Below are 16,411 nucleotides of genomic sequence, written 5' to 3'. Positions count from 1 at the left end.
ATCACCTCCACACCCCGCTCGGCTGGTAGCCGTGCGCGATCAGCTCGTCGATGCAGCTGACCGGGGAGTGCGGCATCGCGCGCCCGTCCGGCCCGGCCCTGAACACTTCGGAGGACAGCACCCGGCCGTCCACGCCGTTCACCTCGCGCACCGAGGTCACCAGGCGCCGCATCGTGCCGCCGCGGTGGTACTCGTTGCGTCGCTCGATGAAGACCACGAAGTTGATGGATCCGGCGACCAGCATGTGGCTGGCCTCGACCGGCAGCCGCTCCTGCGCCTGCAGCGCGTACGTGGAGATGCGGTTGAAGACCTCGAGCGAGGAGTTCGCGTGGATCGTGGAGAGCGAACCGTCATTGCCCTGCGACATCGCGTTGAGCATCGTGACGATCTCGTCGCCGAGCACCTCGCCGACGATGACCCGGCTCGGGTTCATCCGCAGCGAGCGGCGCACGAGTTCGGCCATGGATATCGCGCCGAGCCCCTCCGAGTTCGGCAGCCGCTCCTCCATCGCGACCGAGTTCGGATGCAGCTCGGGGAACTGCTCGAGGCCGAGCTCGAGGGCGCGCTCGACGGTGACGAGCCGTTCGTGCGCCGGGATCTCATTGGCCAGGGCGCGCAGCATCGTCGTCTTCCCGGCGTTCGTGGAACCGGCGATCATGATGTTCTTGCGGGCCAGGACGGCGGCGGAGAGGAAGGAGCCGAGTTCCGCCAGCAGCGTCCCGTTGCCGACGAGATCGCTCAGGAAGACCTTTCCCATGCGGGCGCGGCGAATCGAGAGCGCGGGGCGGCGCGTCACGTCCATCACGGCGCTGAGCCGCGAGCCGTCCGGCAGCCGCAGGTCCAGTTGCGGATTCGCCGAGTCGAAGGGCCGCGAGCTCAATCCCGAGTAGGCGCCGAGGATTTGGATGAGCTCGACCATCTCGTCATCGGTCTCGGCGATCGGCTCGGCCATCACCTCGCGGCCGTCCGCGTACTGCACGAACACCCGGTCGCAGCCGTTGACGTCGATGTTCTCGATCTCCGGGTCGTCCAGCAGCGGCTGCAGCCGACCGACGCCGAACAGCGCGGCGTGGATCCCGCCGGCGAGCGCCTCTTCCTCCTCCGCGCTCGGCGGGCGGCGCCCCGAGGTCATCTCGGTGTGCGCGTGCTCGGAGAGCACCTGGCCGATCACGGCGCGGGCGAACTGCCGCTCGTCCTGGGGGGTCATCGCCGGCAGGCCGCTGAGCTGGTCGACGCGGCGCTGCTCCGCGATCCGGTCCCCCACCTCCTGCCGCAGCCGCTTGACGAGAGCGTGGTCCATCTCAGGCCACCGTCCCGCTCACCGTCGGCGGATAAGGGTTCTGCGGATAGTGCTGCGGCTGCGGATGAGGCTGAGCTTGTGGATGCGGCTGCGGCTGGGCGTACGGACCCGGATGCGGAACGCTGGTGAGGTTCGGCGGCATCACCGGTATCTCGCCGGTGCCGGCCGGATGGACCGCGGTCGGGGCTATCGGCACGGACTGCGTCTGCGCCATCGGCGAGCCGGCGGCGGCCTGCTGGTTCGGCCGGATCAGGCCGTAGCGCTGGGTCAGGCTCGCGGCCAGCTCGCGCGCGGAACGCGTCAGCATCGCCTTGTCCACCCGCGCCCGCGACCGTCCGCTGAGCGCGTCCGCACCCGCCGCGTCCTGCGCGATGACGCCCAGCACCTCGGCGCCGGCCGTGGTCGCCGCGAGCAGATCGCCGACCTGCTTGGCGACGTGCCTGGCCTTGCCGGGCGGGGCGATGAGCACGATGCCGATCGGCGGCCTGGCGATGGACACCGACGTGCCCTGCGTCGCGTGCAGCCGCGCGGACAGGCTGTTCGCCCTGTCCCGGATGTGCGCGATGTACTCGGCTTCCGTGCGCGCGACCAGAAGAACGAGCGCCGACTGCGCGAGCAGTTCGATGGTCGGCGAGTCGGGCCCGATGCGCCCGCAGTCCGCGATGACGTCGGCGCCGTACGGCAGCTCGGCGTAGCGGTCGAAGGCGCGGCCGAGCGGAGTCCACAGGCCCGCCATGCCGTGCATCTGATCGGCGTTGCCGAGACCCACCATGACATCGAGGCCGCCGTTCAGCCGCTGCGTGTGCCGCGGCAGCACGGTCGCGTCGAAGCCTCGACGCGCCTCGACGGCGAGCGAGACGAGGCCGCGGTTCGGGTCGAGCGGGCCGCCGTGCTCCGCGGGCATCCGGTAGACGAGGTCGCCGCCGTGCGGATCGCACTCCGCGTACAGCGCGCGCCGGGGCCAGACCGCGGCCAGCGCCACCGCGGACGTGGTGACGCCGGGCGAGCCCTTGTCGGCCGCGAGAGCGATCAGAGCCATGACACGCGCCTAGCTGCCCGCGCCGCTGGTGAGCACGAGGTCGCCCTCGGCCGAAGCGGTCAGCATCGCGTTGACGACGGACTTGTCCACCGACACGGCGAACACGTTGCTGGAGGACGCGGCGGACCCGAGCGAGCCGCCGCCGTTCTGCGGGAGCTCCACGACCTTCACGGCGCTGCTCAGCAGGGTCGACACGTCGTTGTTGGCGGAGTTGGACGAACCGCTGGAGCTGCTGGAGCCGCTGGTCGAAGAACTCTGCGGCGGTCCGACGTAGTACGCGTTGACCGTGTCGCCGACCTCGGCGGTCGGCGGATACTGCCCCGCCTTGAGGGTGACGGCGATGGTCGCGGTCGAACCGTTCGCCGCCGGTGCGGTGGTCAGCATCTGGCCGACCAGGATCGTGCCGGCCACCAGGTCGGTCTGCGTCGTGTACTTGCCCAGCAGCGCGCGCTGCGACCAGGTGACGTAGTTGACGCTGCTGTCCTGGGCGACCATCACTTCGGTGATCTCACCCGAGGTGATCAGCTGGCCCTGCGGCACCCGCCGCGTCACCTCGATCACTCCGACCCGGTTTCCCGCCTGCATCTGCAGGTAAACCGAGGCCAGCACGCCCACGGCGATCAGCAGCAGGGCGAGCGCGGCCAGCGCCGGCTTGCGCTCCCGGGCGACCGTCGGCGGCCGCACCGGGCCTCCCGGACCGCCCGGACCGAGCGGAACGGCGGGCCGGGGAGCGGGCGGCGAACCAGAGGGCTTCCATCCCGCCATCCCGGCGACGCTGTTCTCTGTGTTGCTGCTCACCGTTTTTCCCAACCCCGGAGTGGCCGACTGGCTCCCGATAGTAGCGGCACGCTGGTTGAACTCAACAGACCCTGAAGCCGAACCATGGCTAACACCTGAACTGTTGCGTGCAACGTGAACGAAGCTGTGAACAACGGAATCCGGATCGTTATCAGCGCGCCGTTCGGATGGAGCACCACCGGGTACCGAACTGGCGGCGACCCGGGTACGATCCGTGTCGGCTCAGTCGTCGAAGAGTGCCGAACAGTGTCTCTGATCTGAGAATCCGAGACCACCGCAGGGGGAACCGTGCACCCGCGTCCCATCGCAACCCTCGCCGGGACGGTGCTCGCCGCACTGTTTCTGAACGGTTGCTCCGGCTCTGTTCAGCAGAACGGGGCGATCACGGGGGCTGGCACGGCGGCCGCGTCCGCGCCCGGCACCGCGGCCACTGCCACGGCCAACTCCTATCCGGTCGCCGGGCTGAATATGACGTTCGCCATCCCTGCGGACCTGAGCGTCGAGGTGCAGACCTCCGCGCAGAGTTCGACCACCGCCGATCAGATCGAGACCATCCTCGTCGACCAGTACGAATCCTATGTCGAAGCCCTGAGCTCGAATGGGGCCACCGAGGCGAATTACAAGTCGATGACCGTGGGCGACGCGCTGAAAACGGAGAACGCGGAACTCGCCTGGTGGCAACAGCACGGCGAACGTGTCACCGGCGTCGACCGGATCTACGACTTCACGATCGGCACGCCGGGGTCCAAGCTGACCACATTCTCGTACTGCGAGGATTCGACGGGCCTGGCCTACAAGAACCTCTCCACCGGAACGAGGATTCCGAACATCTCCAGCGCCGCCGCCAACCACACCCTGCGCGAGGGCCAACTCGTCAAGGGCGCCGGGCAGCTGTGGGCGGTGTACACGCTTCTCACCCAGAACGGGGCGAAACAGTGCATGGACGGTTGACAGGCCGCGCCGCCCTGGCGTCGTGCCTCGTGCTCGCATCGGGCGGGCTCACCGTGCTCGCCTCGGCTCCGGCCGCGCAGGCGGCCTCCGGGTCCGGGTGCGCCGCGTCGAGCGGCGGCACCAGCGGCGGCGGCTCGGCCAGTGGCAGCACGGTCACCATGTGGGCTTCGCTCACCGTGACCGAGCACCTGTGCGGTCCTGGCAGTTCGGCCATCACCGGGGGCACCAGTTGGACGCCGCCACCGTGCTGGTGGGCGCCGGAGTACACGCCTGACGAGCTCTACTCGACCGTCGGGCAGCTCGATCAGAGCTCTTCTCAGCTCACGTACTCGGCGTTCCAGCAGGAATACGACGTCAACGGCGACAACGGGCACGGTGGTCTCGCCGCCCTCAAGCCCGACTACCGCTCGACGAGCGGCCCGAAGTGGCAGAGCTACAACGTGGGAGCCACCCCGGCCGGCACGTGGTGGGGCCTGGTCTGGAACGACGACGACACCCTGGCCCAGATGCAGCAGTGCTCCGACATCGACACCAAGCACTTCCCCGAGGACTGGTACTGGGTGCCCACCGGCGGTGCGGCGCCCGCCACCGGCGACGCCCCGACCGTGACCGCCGAGCAACTGGCGCTGTATGTGGCGAGCAAGGTCCAGCTACCCCCGCTGAATGTGAACGCCAACCCGTCGTTGGGCTCGAAGTCCACCGTGAACCTGCCGACCTGGGTGTGGGCGAACGCGGCCGACACCTCGTTCAGCGTCAACGACATCTGCCTCACGCAAGACCCGGCCATCTGCGTGAACCTCAAGGCTCAGGCGGAGTCGTTCACGATCGGTACCACCCCTTCGGATTCGAAGCTCCACAACACCGGCTGCACACTCGACCAGGCCACCGGGACGATCGGTACGCCGTACACCGGCGCGAAGGGCGATCCGCCGTGCGGCGTGACCTTCCTGAACCCGGAGAACTACACCCTGCAGGTCATCACCTCATGGCTCATCACGGTGACCTGGAACGGCGGCCAGTGGCAGTCGCCGCAGCCGCTGCCGACGACCGAGACCGACGCGAACGTCACCGCCCAGGAAGTGCAGACCATCAACAACGGCTGACGCGCTGCGGCGCTATCGGGACAGCAGCACGGCTTCCAACGCCAGTGCCGCCCAGGATCCCGCGATGAGGTACGGGCCGAAGGCGAGTTCTGACTTGCGCGAGGCCTTGCGCAGCAGCATCTTGCCGACGTGGTAGACCGACGCGGCCGTCGTGCCGAGCAGGACGCCTGCCTCGACGGCCGGGATGCCGATCCAGCCGAGGTAGAAGCCGATCACGCCGATCAGGCGGACGTCGCCGAAGCCCATGCCGCCGAAGAACCAGAGCAGCCAGAAGAGTCCGAAGCACAGGGCCGCCGCGACCACGGCGACGACGATTCGCCACCACTCGTGGCCGATCCAGGACGCGATCGTCAGGCCGACGACGCCGAAGGCGAAGAGCGGGTACATGATGCGGTTCGGCAGCAGCCTGGTACGCACGTCGATGACCGCGAGTGCCCCGCTCCCGGCGAGGAAACCCGCGTACACGACCGCGACGACCCAGTCCACGCCCCCGAAGATACATCGAGAGCGCGGACCGGGTCGTCCGTCATCCGGCGTACCTACGCCGGAACGATGTTCACCAGCTTCGGCGCACGCACGATCACCGTGCGGACCGCTCGCCCGTCCAGCGCCCGCTGCGCGCCCTCCGTGGCCAGCGCCAGTTCCCTCAGCGCGTCCTCGCTGATGTCCGGCGGCACCTGGATCTTGTCGCGCACCTTGCCCTGCACCTGGATCACGCAGGTCACCTCGTCCGCGACCAGGTACCGCGGGTCGACCACGGGAACCGGCTCGTACGCCAGTGAGCCGGCGTGGCCCAGCTTGCCCCACAGCTCCTCGGCCAGGTGCGGCGCGAACGGAGCCAGCGTCAGGACCAGCATCTCGGCCGTCGCCCGCGGCACGGCGTCCAGCTTCGTCAGGTGGTTGTTCAGCACGATCAGCTTCGCGATGGCCGTGTTGAACCGCAGTCCGGCGACGTCCTCGGCGACGCCCGCGACGGCCTGGTGCGCCGCGCGCAGCGTCTCGGTGTCCGGCTCGCCCTCGGCCACCCGGACGTCGCCGGTCTCCTCGTCCACGATGTTGCGCCAGACGCGCTGCAGGAAGCGGACGGCGCCGGAGACGGCCTTGGTGTCCCAGGGCTTCGAGACCTCCAGCGGACCCATCGACATCTCGTAGACGCGCAGCGTGTCGGCGCCGTAGGTGTCACAGAAATCGTCCGGGGAGACGGAGTTCTTCAGCGACTTGCCCATCTTGCCGGCCTCGCGGCTGACCTCGGCACCCTGCCAGAAGTACTTGTCGCCGTCGGTCTCCACCTCGGCGGCCGGCACCGGGAATCCGCGGGCGTCCCGGTAGACGTCGGCCGTGATCATGCCCTGGTTGAACAGCCTGTGGAACGGCTCCTTCGAGGAGACGTAGCCCAGGTCGAACAGCACCTTGTGCCAGAAGCGGGAGTACAGCAGGTGCAGGACCGCGTGCTCGGCGCCGCCGATGTACAGGTCCACGCCGCCGTTCGGCTTGTGGCTGTCCGGGCCCATCCAGTAGCGCTCGTTGACCGGGTCGACGACCGCGTTCTCGTCGTCCGGGTCGATGTAACGCAGCTCGTACCAGCAGGATCCGGCCCAGTTGGGCATCGTGTTGGTCTCGCGGGTGTACTTGCGCACGCCGCGGCCGTCGCCCAGGTCCAGCTCCACGTCGACCCACGCGGCGTTCCGGGACAGCGGGGTCTCCGGCACCGTATCCGCGTCGTCCGGGTCGAAGGTGCGCGGCGAGAAGTCCTCCACCTCGGGCAGTTCGACCGGCAGCATCGACTCGGGCACCCCGTGCATCACGCCGTCCTCGTCGTACACGATCGGGAACGGCTCGCCCCAGTAGCGCTGCCGGCTGAACAGCCAGTCGCGCAGCCGGAAGGTGACGGTGCCCTCGCCGATCCCCTTGTCCGACAGCCACTGCGTGATCCGCGCCTTCGCCTCGACGACGCCCAGGCCGTTCAGCGAGACCTCGTCGTTGGCGGAGTTGACGATCTCCGCCTCATACGCCACGAACGCGTCGTCCCACGTCGCGGTGTCCTCGCCGCGGCCGTCGGTCGGCTCGACCACGCACCGGATCGGCAGCCCGAAGGCGCGCGCGAAGGCGAAGTCGCGGGTGTCGTGCGCGGGAACGGCCATGATCGCGCCGGTGCCGTAGCCCATCAGCACGTAGTCGGCGATGAAGACCGGGATCCGCTCGCCGCTGACCGGGTTCGTCGCGTACCCGCCGGTGAACACGCCGGTCTTCGTCTTGGCGTCGGCCTGCCGGTCCACCTCCGACTTCGCCGCGGCCATCGCGCGGTACGCCGTGACCGCCTCGACCGGGCTCGCCGCTCCGCCGCGCCACGCCTCGGGAGTGCCCTCGGGCCACGCGTCCGGCGCGATCTTCGTCACCAGGTCGTGCTCCGGAGCCAGCACCATGTACGTCGCGCCGAACAGCGTGTCCGGACGCGTCGTGAATACGGTGACCGCGTCCTTCCCCATCGGGAAGTCGACCCGCGCGCCCTCGGAGCGGCCGATCCAGTTGCGCTGCTGCAGCTTGATCGCCTCGGGCCAGTCCAGCACCTCCAGGTCGGAGATCAGCCGGTCGCCGTACGCGGTGATCCGCATCATCCACTGGCGCAGCTTGGACTTGAACACCGGGAAGTTGCCGCGCTCGGAACGTCCGTCCGCGGTCACCTCCTCGTTGGCCAGCACCGTGCCCAGCCCGGGGCACCAGTTGACCGAGACCTCCTTGGAGTACGCCAGCCGGTACTCGCCCAGCAGTTCGTCCCGCTCGATCCCGGACAGCCCGGCCCAGGCGCGGCCGTCCGGGGTCGGGCGCCCGCCCGACTCGAACTCGGCGATCAGCTCACTGATGGGCCGCGCCGAGTCCCGCTTCGGGTCGTACCAGGAGTTGAAGATCTGCAGGAAGATCCACTGGGTCCACCGGTAGTACGCCGGGTCGATCGTGGTGATCGAACGCCGCGGGTCGTGGCCGAAGCCGATGCGGCCCAACTGCCTGCGGTAGTTCGCGATCGCGGCCTCGGTGGACACCCGCGGGTGCTCGCCGGTGGCCACCGCGTGCTGCTCGGCGGGCAGGCCGAACGCGTCGAAGCCCAGCGTGTGCAGCACGGTGTAGCCGTTCATCCGCTGGTAGCGGGCGAAGACGTCGGTGCCGATGTAGCCGATCGGGTGTCCGACGTGCACGCCGGAGCCGGAGGGGTACGGGAACATGTCCATGACGAAGCTGTGCTTGGTCTCGGACACGTCGCCCTTGAGCGAGCCGGTCGGGTTCGGCGCCTCGAAGGTGCCGTGCGAGGACCAGTAGGTCTGCCAGCGTGTCTCGATCTCCCGGGCCAGCGCCGCGCCGTAGCGGTACGCCGGCTCGTCCCCGGCCGCCGGGGCCGTGCTCTGCGTCATGGGATGTTCCCTCACGTCAGGTGGGTCAGTGCGTACAGGACACTCTTTCGCCGCCAATGAAAAAACCCCTCGCACAGGAGGGGTCGCCACGCTGAGAACGTTCTCGTCAGCGCGGCCGGCTAAGGAGCAGGCGTACGGCTCGCATGGGAGCAGGATACCATCCGTTTCGGACAGGTCGGCGAGGCAATACCAACAGTGACGACCGCCGCGCCGGGGTCCGCGAGCCTTAACTTTGGCTCGGTAATGCGATAGCGTCCGGTGGGCCCACCACTGCTTTACCCACATCTCCCGACGAGGACCCTTGGACGGAACCCAGACCTCTGAGCCGACCGAAGCAGGACCCGGATCCACGTCCGGCCACGCCTCGGCGTACCGGCGGGCACTGGACGAGCAGGTGATGACGGAAGGTCCGCTGGACCTGACCATCCCGCTCAACATCGCCGAGGTCAGGGCGGCCCTTTCCACCACCGGGTCGCAGGCCAAGGCGAAGCCCGCCGCCGCGAGCGCTTCGGCCGCCTCCGCACGCCCGCCGGAGAACCGCGGCGGATCGCGGCACGGCGGTCCGCGGCGGCTCGGCCGGATCGCCGCGTTCGTCGCGGTCACCGCCGCGCTGTCGGTCGGCACCGCCGGCGCCCTCGTGCTGTCCAACAACTCCTCGAACCCCTCCGTCTCGCTGCCCGCGAGCGGCGCGATACCCGTGGCCCCCAGTAGCAATTCGCCCCAAACGGGGCAGCACTCGATGGGATCGGGCTCGACGTCGGCACATGCCACGCCGAGCCTTTCGCATTCCGCGGCGAATCCGGACCCGGTCGACGTCGGCCACTCCGCCGGCCGCACCACCACTTCGGACACCGGGTCCGCGAGCAGTTCGGCCGGTGGCGCCGCGTCCGCCTCGGCCTCCGCGAGCGGCACGGGCGCGACGGGCTTCCCGCCGCTTCCCAGCACCCCCGCGGACTGGCAGACGCTCTACCAGGGCGAGACCACGTCGACGCAGCAGGCGCAGGAGACCGCGGACGTGCAGACCCTGCTGAACAACATCGGCTATCTGCAGCCGTGGCGTCACCAGACGTATGTGCTTCCGGCCTACTCTCCGTACGCCGCGGGGCCCGACGCCGACGGCTACTACGGCTCGGCCACCTCCGACGCGATCGCCACGTTCCAGGAGTACTACAGCATCCCGCACTCCGGACAGCTCGGCGAATGCGATCTGGAGACGTACGAGGCGCTGATCCAGCTCATCGAGTCGGCGGCGTCGAACCAGACGGCCGAGGCCAACCAGACCTCACAGTCGACGGCGCAGTCGACATCGACATCGACGGCCCAGCCGAACTCGAACCAGACGCCCCAATAGCCCGGCGGTTCCCAGGCGCGTCAGACTGTCCACCGCCGCCTCTTCTCATCCGACTGCCCTAGGGTGTCCCGCATGGCCGTGACGAGCTTGACCGAACTGTGGCACGAAATCGTGGGCACGCAGGCGGATCCGCCGCACTCCGTGCTGCTCGCTTCGGGCGCCGTGGCCCTCGTCGCGGTGGTGCCGCAGCCGGTCTGGCGGCTGACCCGCAACGCGGTGACGATCGCGCACGAAGGCGGCCACGCGCTCATCGCCCTGTGCACCGGGCGTCGGCTGAGCGGAATCCGGCTGCACGCCGACACCTCCGGCGTCACGGTGTCCTACGGCAAGCCGCGCGGCCCGGGCATGGTCTTCACAGCCATGGCCGGCTACGTCGCGCCCGCGCTGCTCGGACTCGGCGGCGCCGCGCTGCTCGGCACCGGCCATATAACGGCTCTGCTGTGGTCCTGCGTGGTGCTGCTCGCCCTGATGCTGCTGATGATCCGCAACTGGTACGGCGTGCTGGCGCTGGCCGCCACCGGCGCGCTCGTGCTCGGCGTGACCTGGTACGCGACGGCGCAGGTGCAGGCCGCGTTCGCCGACTTCGCCGTCTGGTTCCTGCTCTTCGGCGGAGTGCGGCCGGTCTTCGAGTTGCAGTGGCAGCGCGGCCGCGGCCGCGCTCCGCAGTCCGACGCGGACCAGCTCGCCAAGCTCACCGGCGTGCCCGGCCTGCTGTGGGTGTTCTTCTTCGGCGTCGTCGCGCTCGGCTGCGCCCTGCTCGGTGCGCACTGGCTGCTGCCGACCTGGACCACGCACCTCTCGCTGCCGCACAGCTGACCGCTCGCTGCCGCACAGCCGACCAGCGGTTCCACCCCGTCTTGCATCCCGGTGCCGTGCTCGCCCCTTGCCGCCTTACTCGTGATCCGCGATAATTCTTACGGGAGATATACACTTCAGACGTAAATTCTATGGAAGGAGCCGGGTCATGGCGAAGATAGGCGAAGCCGTGCTGGAGCGTACCGAGTCCCGCACCGCGGCCGAGTTCCCCGCCTGGCCCCGGCTGGCCGAGGCCGTCGAACTGCTGCGCACGGTCCAGGCCAAGGACGGCTCCGTGGGCCCCGGCGAGGGCAACCTGGAGACCGCCCGGCGCGCCGCGGACGCCATCGCTGAAGCGGTGACCGAACTGTCCCCCGCGTTCCCGCACGACGCCGAGTACCACCAGGCACTGCTCGCCGACCTGCGCGCCTGGGTGGCGGGCGGCTTCGGCGTACCGGACTTCCTCGACTCGCTGCTGGCCTTCCGCCCCGAGACCCAGCGCGTGGACGGCCTGCGCCACCTGGTCGTCTTCCCGATGTACACGCAGAACGGCAACCCGAACCGCAACTTCGAGGCCGTGCTGCTGCGCGTGTTCTGGCCGGACTGGCTGGCCGAGCTCGAAGCCGGCCGCTACGACAACCGGCAGTTCCTGTCGATCTCCTTCGAGGCCTTCACGGCCGGCTACGACACCAACTCGGCCGTGCTCTTCCCGGAGACCGTGGCGGTCGGCTCCGCCGCGCCTTCGGCGAGGAGGGAGGTGCCGAAGTTCACCTGGGGCGCCATCTTCAGCGACCGCGAGGCGGCCCGCTTCCGCACCGTGATCTCCGCCGCCGCCGAGGTGACCCGCCTCGAACTGCCCGAGGACGTGGCCGAACTGCTGCGCGACCAGGGCAAGGCGCAGGACGCGTTCGCCGCCTGGGACATGATCCACGACCGCACGCACAGCCACGGCGACCTGCCCTTCGACCCGTTCATGATCAAGCAGCGGATGCCGTACTGGCTGTACTCGCTCGAGGAGCTGCGCTGCGACCTGAACACCTTCCGCGAGGCCGTGCGCCTGGAGGCCGAAGGGCTGCCGCAGGCCCGCGCGATCCAGCAGGCGATCCTGTTCGACCGGATCTTCCGCTTCCCGATCAGCGGCGACCGGGTCCGCAACTACGACGGCCTCGGCGGCCAGCTGCTGTTCGCCTACCTGCACAAGAACGACGTGCTGCGCTGGACGGACAACCGGCTGACGATCGACTGGCAGGCCGTGGCCCCCGCCGTGATCGCGCTGTGTGAGAAGGTGGAGAAGCTCTACCGGGACGGGATCGACCGGCCCAAGACCGCGCACTGGATCGCCGCGTACGAGCTCGTCGCCGAATACGTCACCGCGCATCCGGCCTCGACGTGGGCGCGCGGCCTCAATAATGCGTTCTGCGGCACTGAGCCGGGATCGGAGCCGTGGGCGCAGGTGCTGCCGCTGGACGGGCCGAACAAGGGACTGGTCGATCTGGTGCTGTCGGACGAATTCCCGCTCAGCATGTTCTACGAGGCCCTGGAGAAGAAGCTGCGCCCGGTCATCGCCTCCACCCGCGGCATCACCGCCCAGCAGTAGCCCTCCTCTCCAGCCCTCCCCTCCGAACGGACAAGCCGACTCCCGTGCCCGCAGCCTCCCTCCCCCTCCACGACCCCGACTCCCGCGGCTTCGCCAGCGACAACTACGCCGGAGTGCACCCCGAGGTGCTCGAGGCGATCGCCCTCGCCAACGGCGGCCACCAGGTCTCCTACGGCGAGGACGTGTACACCGAGCACCTGCAGGAGGTCTTCCGCGGGCACTTCGGCGAGCAGGCCCAGGCCTTCCCGGTGTTCAACGGCACCGGCGCGAACGTCGTCGCGCTGCAGGCGATGACCGACCGCTGGCAGGCCGTGATCTGCGCCGACTCCGCCCACATCCACGTGGACGAATGCGGCGCCCCGGAGAAGGTCGCCGGCCTGAAGCTGCTCACCGTGTCCACGCCGGACGGCAAGCTGACCCCCGAGCTGATCGACCGCCAGGCGTACGGCTTCGACGACGAGCACCGCGCCCAGCCCGCCGTCGTCGCCATCACCCAGAGCACCGAGCTCGGCACCTGCTACACGCCCGAGGAGATCCGGGCGATCGCGGACCACGCCCACAGCCTCGGCATGAAGCTGTACGTGGACGGCGCCCGCCTCGCCAACGCCGCCGCCACCCTCGACGTGCCGCTGCGCGCGTTCACCACCGACGCCGGCGTCGACGTACTCTCCTTCGGCGGCACCAAGAACGGCCTGCTCCTCGGCGAGTGCATCGTCGTGCTGAACCCGGACGCCGTCCACAGCATCAAGTACCTGCGCAAGTCCGCGATGCAGCTCGCGTCCAAGATGCGCTTCATCTCGGTCCAGTTCGAGGCCCTGCTCGGCACCGACCTCTGGCTGCGCAACGCCCGCCACGCCAATGACATGGCCCGGCGCCTCTACGCCGCCGTCAAGGACGTCCCGGGCCTCGAGATCCCCCGCACGGTCCAAGCCAACCAGGTTTTCGCCGTGCTCCCCAAGGAGGTCACCGAGCGCCTCCAGAAGCGCTTCAGGTTCTACACCTGGAACGAGCACACCGGCGAAGTCCGCTGGATGACCTGCTTCGACACCACCGAGTCCGACATCGACACCTTCGCCGCCGCCATCGCCGAGGAGCTGGCCGCCGCCTAGCCGCGCGGGGTGCGGCGGCCGGGCCCCCGCACCCCGGCTGATTGGCCCCGCCCACCTCGGATCGGGTATCGTAACCAAAGCACCGGCCGCGCAGCGGACCGGCAGCGCGCCGTTAGCTCAATAGGCAGAGCAGCTGACTCTTAATCAGCGGGTTCGGGGTTCAAGTCCCTGACGGCGCACCAGATGTGACATGCAGCGGTACCCGTATCGACGGGTACCGCTGATTCTGTGTGGGGCCGCGGTGGGGCAGTCCGCGGCGCCGGCTATGCGCCGCGGCGGTGCTCGATCACGGCGGCGCCGGTGGTGGCGGTGGCCGTCACGATCGCGATCGCCGCGAGGAACACGTACTGGACGTAGGTGGCGAACACCTGGTCCGGCACGCCGACCAGCACGCCGAGCCCGAACGCGAGGCCTCCGACGGCGGCGGTGCGCCGCCACCGGCCGGTCAGTAAGGCGAGACACGGGCCGAGCGCGAGCAAGCCCATCAGGATGATGCGATGTCCGGTGACGGCGTCGACGGCGGCCACCGTCAGGCACAGCGCCACCGACGCACGCCAGGCCCGACGCGGGTCCCACAGCGGCGCACGCACGGTCTCTTCGGTGGCGGTGAGCGGCTCGGCGGGCGCCGCGCTCGAACCCGTCGGGCAGGCGAGGATCAGTAGGCTGACAGCGCCGACCGCGAGCGCGGGCACGAGGGCGACCGGCACACTGACCTCGCCCTGGACGGTGGAGACGATCAGCGCACCGACGAACACCAGGTAGCCGCCGATGATGACCACGCCGGGGAGCCGGGTGAGCGCGCGCTGCCGGTAGGCGAAGGCGAGCGCCACCACGGTCAGGCCGGCGTACCAGCCGGCGACCAGGATCGACTGCCCGGTGCGCGGACCCATCCCGGTGATCGCGGCGGGCAGCAGCAGCCCGGCGGCGATGTTGAGCGCGTTGCTGTTCAACGCGGTCGAGAGCACCGCCGCACCGCGTCCGCGGGCCGCGAGGTAGACGGCGGCCACCGCGTTGGGCAGCGAGGTGACCACCGCGAGGACGAGCCCGCCGGTGATGATGTCCGCCACGTGGAACCGCGTACCGAGAGTGGTGCCGCCCGTCTCCATCAACGTGCTCGCGACCACCACCACGATCAGCATGAGCGCGGCGACCACGCCGTCGCGCCACGTACCGCGACGGGCGCCGACCGCCTCCTCGATCTCGACCTCCTCCTCGTGTACGGCGGTGGTCAGCCACCGCGACCAGGCGGCGGGTACGGGCAGTGTGGCGAGGCGGTCTGGGCGCATCCCGAGGACCAGCAGGTACGGGACGAGCACGAGGGCGACCAGGATGAGCGCGACGAGTGGGGTGACGGTGCCGAGCACGGTGAGCATGCACACCACCGCGACCCACACCGCGACCGCGCCGGACAGGAGGACGACCTTGCGGTGCAGTCCGAAGCGTCCGGCCACCAGCGCACCGAGGCCGAGCAGCGCGGCGAGGTTGAACACGTTGGAGCCGACCACCACCCCGGCGCCGACCGCCCCCTGCCCGTGGGAGAGCGCGACCACCGCGGAGGTGATCTCCGGGGCGTCGGCGGCGAGGGCCGCGACCATGCCGAGCAGCGCCTCGGACATCCCGACGCGTTCGCCTAGGCGTTCCAGGCGGGTGACCAGCACGTAGCTGCCGACGAGACTCGCGACCGTGCCCAGCAGGAACAGCGCGCTCCACACCCCGGTCGACACCGTTCAGCCACCCTCCGCAGACGTAGAATCCGCGAGACAAGCCAGCCCCGCGTGTACCCGTCGAATTTTAGCGTTTTCTCGCACGGCGTATTCCGTAACGGCAGTTCACAGCCCATGCGGGCCCGAACCGGGGATCACGCGTCGCGCGCGGGCGACCGGTCATCGGCCAGAGCGGTGGCCGCCGAATCCGCCAGAACCACGGGAATCCGGCGGGCGAGCCTTCTGCCCAAGGCCGCGACCGCCACAGTGAACGCGACGAGCACGAGGGCGGCGTCGGTGTTCACCAGGGTCGTGCGCACCGGGATGAGCCCGGCGCACACCGCCACGGGCGCCAGCAGCGCAACGGTGACGGCGATCCGGTCCCGGCGGCGGCAGCGGCGAATCAGGGGAACATACCGGTCACGCATCAGGCCTCGCTGGTGTCGTCCACGGCGGCGGCGTCGCGATCCCGGGCGGGCGCGGCGGCGTGGCGTGCCAGGAAGTTGACGCGGTCCCCGACCGCCGGCACGAGGCGCGGATCGGCCTCGTGCGGATCCCGGTGGCGCATGATCGAGACCGGCGTGCGTCCATCGGGCCAATCGACCCAGCTCAGCGGTTTGCCCGCCGCGGCCGAATGCTCGTCGACGAGGACTTCCAGCACGCGGTACCCGGACAGCGGGTTCGGCACCTCGTCCGCGTCGGTCGGCTGCTGGGCCGCGGCCAGATCGCGCTTGAGCGTCAGGCGCGTTCCGCCGGTGGAGACCGGCCCGAGATCGTGGGCGATGGCGTGGATGGCGCTGGCGTTCGTGACCCAACCCTCCACCCGGGCGCCGTCGGCCGAAAGCACCGGCAGACCGTCACGGCCGTAGAGCATCAGTTGGCGCAGCGCCTGACTCAGCGACTCGCTCGCGTACAGCGCCTGCGGGGTGCTCTCGTGGGTGATCGGGCCGGGCAGCGCGGCGGTGATCCGCTCCGGGCTGCCCGGCCGGTGCCCGTCGGCGGCGACCTTCAGGGGCGCTGGCAGCGGGCGCATGGCGTCGGCGAGCTTCACATCCTGCAACGCGCGCCACGGGGTGGAGCGGTCCAGGTCGGTGCCGCGCCGCAGCAGCTTGGTGGTGTAGATCGTCCCGTAGGACACGCCGCGGGAGACCGTCGTGGCGATCGCGACCGCGAGCATCACCGGCGGCAGGGTCAGGACGTGCGGTTCTCCGACCTGAATTTCCAGGGTCCGGTCGTCCTCGCTGAGGATGTATCCGGCCGG

13 protein-coding genes, 1 tRNA gene and 1 pseudogene are annotated in these 16,411 nt (G+C 69.9%); 7 read left to right on the top strand and 8 right to left on the bottom strand.

The window, feature by feature from the left end; translation table 11 throughout:
• Position 1: 1 nt before the first annotated feature.
• The 3 genes from VG296_RS24475 to VG296_RS24465 are packed head-to-tail and all read right to left on the bottom strand — an operon-like array spanning position 2 to position 3,137.
• Entirely contained in the window at positions 2 to 1,300 is a 1,299-nt protein-coding gene (locus VG296_RS24475) for a CpaF family protein (protein WP_325569525.1), read from the bottom strand.
• A 1-nt stretch (position 1,301) separates the two neighbouring features.
• Positions 1,302 to 2,339 carry a hypothetical protein gene (locus tag VG296_RS24470; RefSeq protein ID WP_325569524.1) on the bottom strand — a complete coding sequence of 346 codons (1,038 nt, stop codon included), beginning with the start codon at positions 2,337 to 2,339 and terminating at the stop codon, positions 1,302 to 1,304.
• 9 nt (positions 2,340 to 2,348) lie between these two features.
• The gene (locus VG296_RS24465) at positions 2,349 to 3,137 is read right to left on the bottom strand and encodes a hypothetical protein (protein WP_325569522.1); all 789 of its coding nucleotides are present in this window, start codon (positions 3,135 to 3,137) and stop codon (positions 2,349 to 2,351) included.
• A 288-nt stretch (positions 3,138 to 3,425) separates the two neighbouring features.
• Between VG296_RS24465 and VG296_RS24460 the strand changes: the two genes are divergently transcribed.
• The gene (locus VG296_RS24460; protein ID WP_325569520.1) at positions 3,426 to 4,088 is read left to right on the top strand and encodes a hypothetical protein; all 663 of its coding nucleotides are present in this window, start codon (positions 3,426 to 3,428) and stop codon (positions 4,086 to 4,088) included.
• Positions 4,085 to 5,191, top strand: coding sequence for a hypothetical protein (locus VG296_RS24455; RefSeq protein ID WP_325569518.1), 1,107 nt, complete (start codon positions 4,085 to 4,087; stop codon positions 5,189 to 5,191). Before VG296_RS24460 ends, VG296_RS24455 begins: the two co-directional genes overlap by 4 nt.
• A gap of 12 nt (positions 5,192 to 5,203) precedes the next feature.
• On the opposite strand, the gene VG296_RS24450 is transcribed toward VG296_RS24455, so the two are convergent.
• Together VG296_RS24450 and leuS are read right to left on the bottom strand one after the other, a co-directional pair.
• Positions 5,204 to 5,677: an A24 family peptidase gene (locus VG296_RS24450; RefSeq protein ID WP_325569516.1), complete on the bottom strand. Its 474-nt coding sequence runs from the start codon at positions 5,675 to 5,677 to the stop codon at positions 5,204 to 5,206.
• Between the two features lie 53 nt (positions 5,678 to 5,730).
• Positions 5,731 to 8,595, bottom strand: coding sequence for a leucine--tRNA ligase (gene leuS / locus VG296_RS24445; RefSeq protein ID WP_325569512.1), 2,865 nt, complete (start codon positions 8,593 to 8,595; stop codon positions 5,731 to 5,733).
• A 301-nt stretch (positions 8,596 to 8,896) separates the two neighbouring features.
• On the opposite strand from leuS, the gene VG296_RS24440 reads away from it, so the two are divergent.
• The 5 genes from VG296_RS24440 (at position 8,897) to VG296_RS24420 (ending at position 13,629) form a co-directional block, all read left to right on the top strand.
• Positions 8,897 to 9,946 carry a peptidoglycan-binding domain-containing protein gene (locus VG296_RS24440; protein ID WP_325569510.1) on the top strand — a complete coding sequence of 350 codons (1,050 nt, stop codon included), beginning with the start codon at positions 8,897 to 8,899 and terminating at the stop codon, positions 9,944 to 9,946.
• Positions 9,947 to 10,018: 72 nt separating this feature from the next.
• Positions 10,019 to 10,762: a M50 family metallopeptidase gene (locus VG296_RS24435; RefSeq protein ID WP_325569508.1), complete on the top strand. Its 744-nt coding sequence runs from the start codon at positions 10,019 to 10,021 to the stop codon at positions 10,760 to 10,762.
• 148 nt (positions 10,763 to 10,910) lie between these two features.
• Positions 10,911 to 12,338, top strand: coding sequence for a DUF6421 family protein (locus tag VG296_RS24430; protein ID WP_325569506.1), 1,428 nt, complete (start codon positions 10,911 to 10,913; stop codon positions 12,336 to 12,338).
• Positions 12,339 to 12,382: 44 nt separating this feature from the next.
• Positions 12,383 to 13,447, top strand: a complete 1,065-nt coding sequence (locus VG296_RS24425) for a low specificity L-threonine aldolase (RefSeq protein ID WP_325569504.1) — start codon at positions 12,383 to 12,385, stop codon at positions 13,445 to 13,447.
• Positions 13,448 to 13,553: 106 nt separating this feature from the next.
• Positions 13,554 to 13,629: transfer RNA gene (locus VG296_RS24420), tRNA-Lys, on the top strand.
• 81 nt (positions 13,630 to 13,710) lie between these two features.
• Here the strand turns inward: VG296_RS24420 and VG296_RS24415 are convergent.
• The 3 genes and pseudogenes from VG296_RS24415 to VG296_RS24405 all read right to left on the bottom strand — a co-directional run.
• Complete coding sequence (locus VG296_RS24415) at positions 13,711 to 15,171, bottom strand: hypothetical protein (protein ID WP_325569502.1); 1,461 nt, start codon at positions 15,169 to 15,171, stop codon at positions 13,711 to 13,713.
• Between the two features lie 134 nt (positions 15,172 to 15,305).
• Positions 15,306 to 15,578, bottom strand: coding sequence for a hypothetical protein (locus VG296_RS24410; RefSeq protein WP_325569500.1), 273 nt, complete (start codon positions 15,576 to 15,578; stop codon positions 15,306 to 15,308).
• Positions 15,578 to 16,411 (bottom strand): annotated as a pseudogene (locus VG296_RS24405) (hypothetical protein); the annotation flags it as partial. The gene VG296_RS24410 and the pseudogene VG296_RS24405, both read right to left, overlap by 1 nt.

Source organism: Actinospica sp., assembly GCF_035552695.1.
Taxonomy (GTDB): domain Bacteria; phylum Actinomycetota; class Actinomycetes; order Streptomycetales; family Catenulisporaceae; genus Actinospica.
Note: the sequence above shows the minus strand (reverse complement) of the source record. Positions and strands in the feature narration are given on the sequence as shown.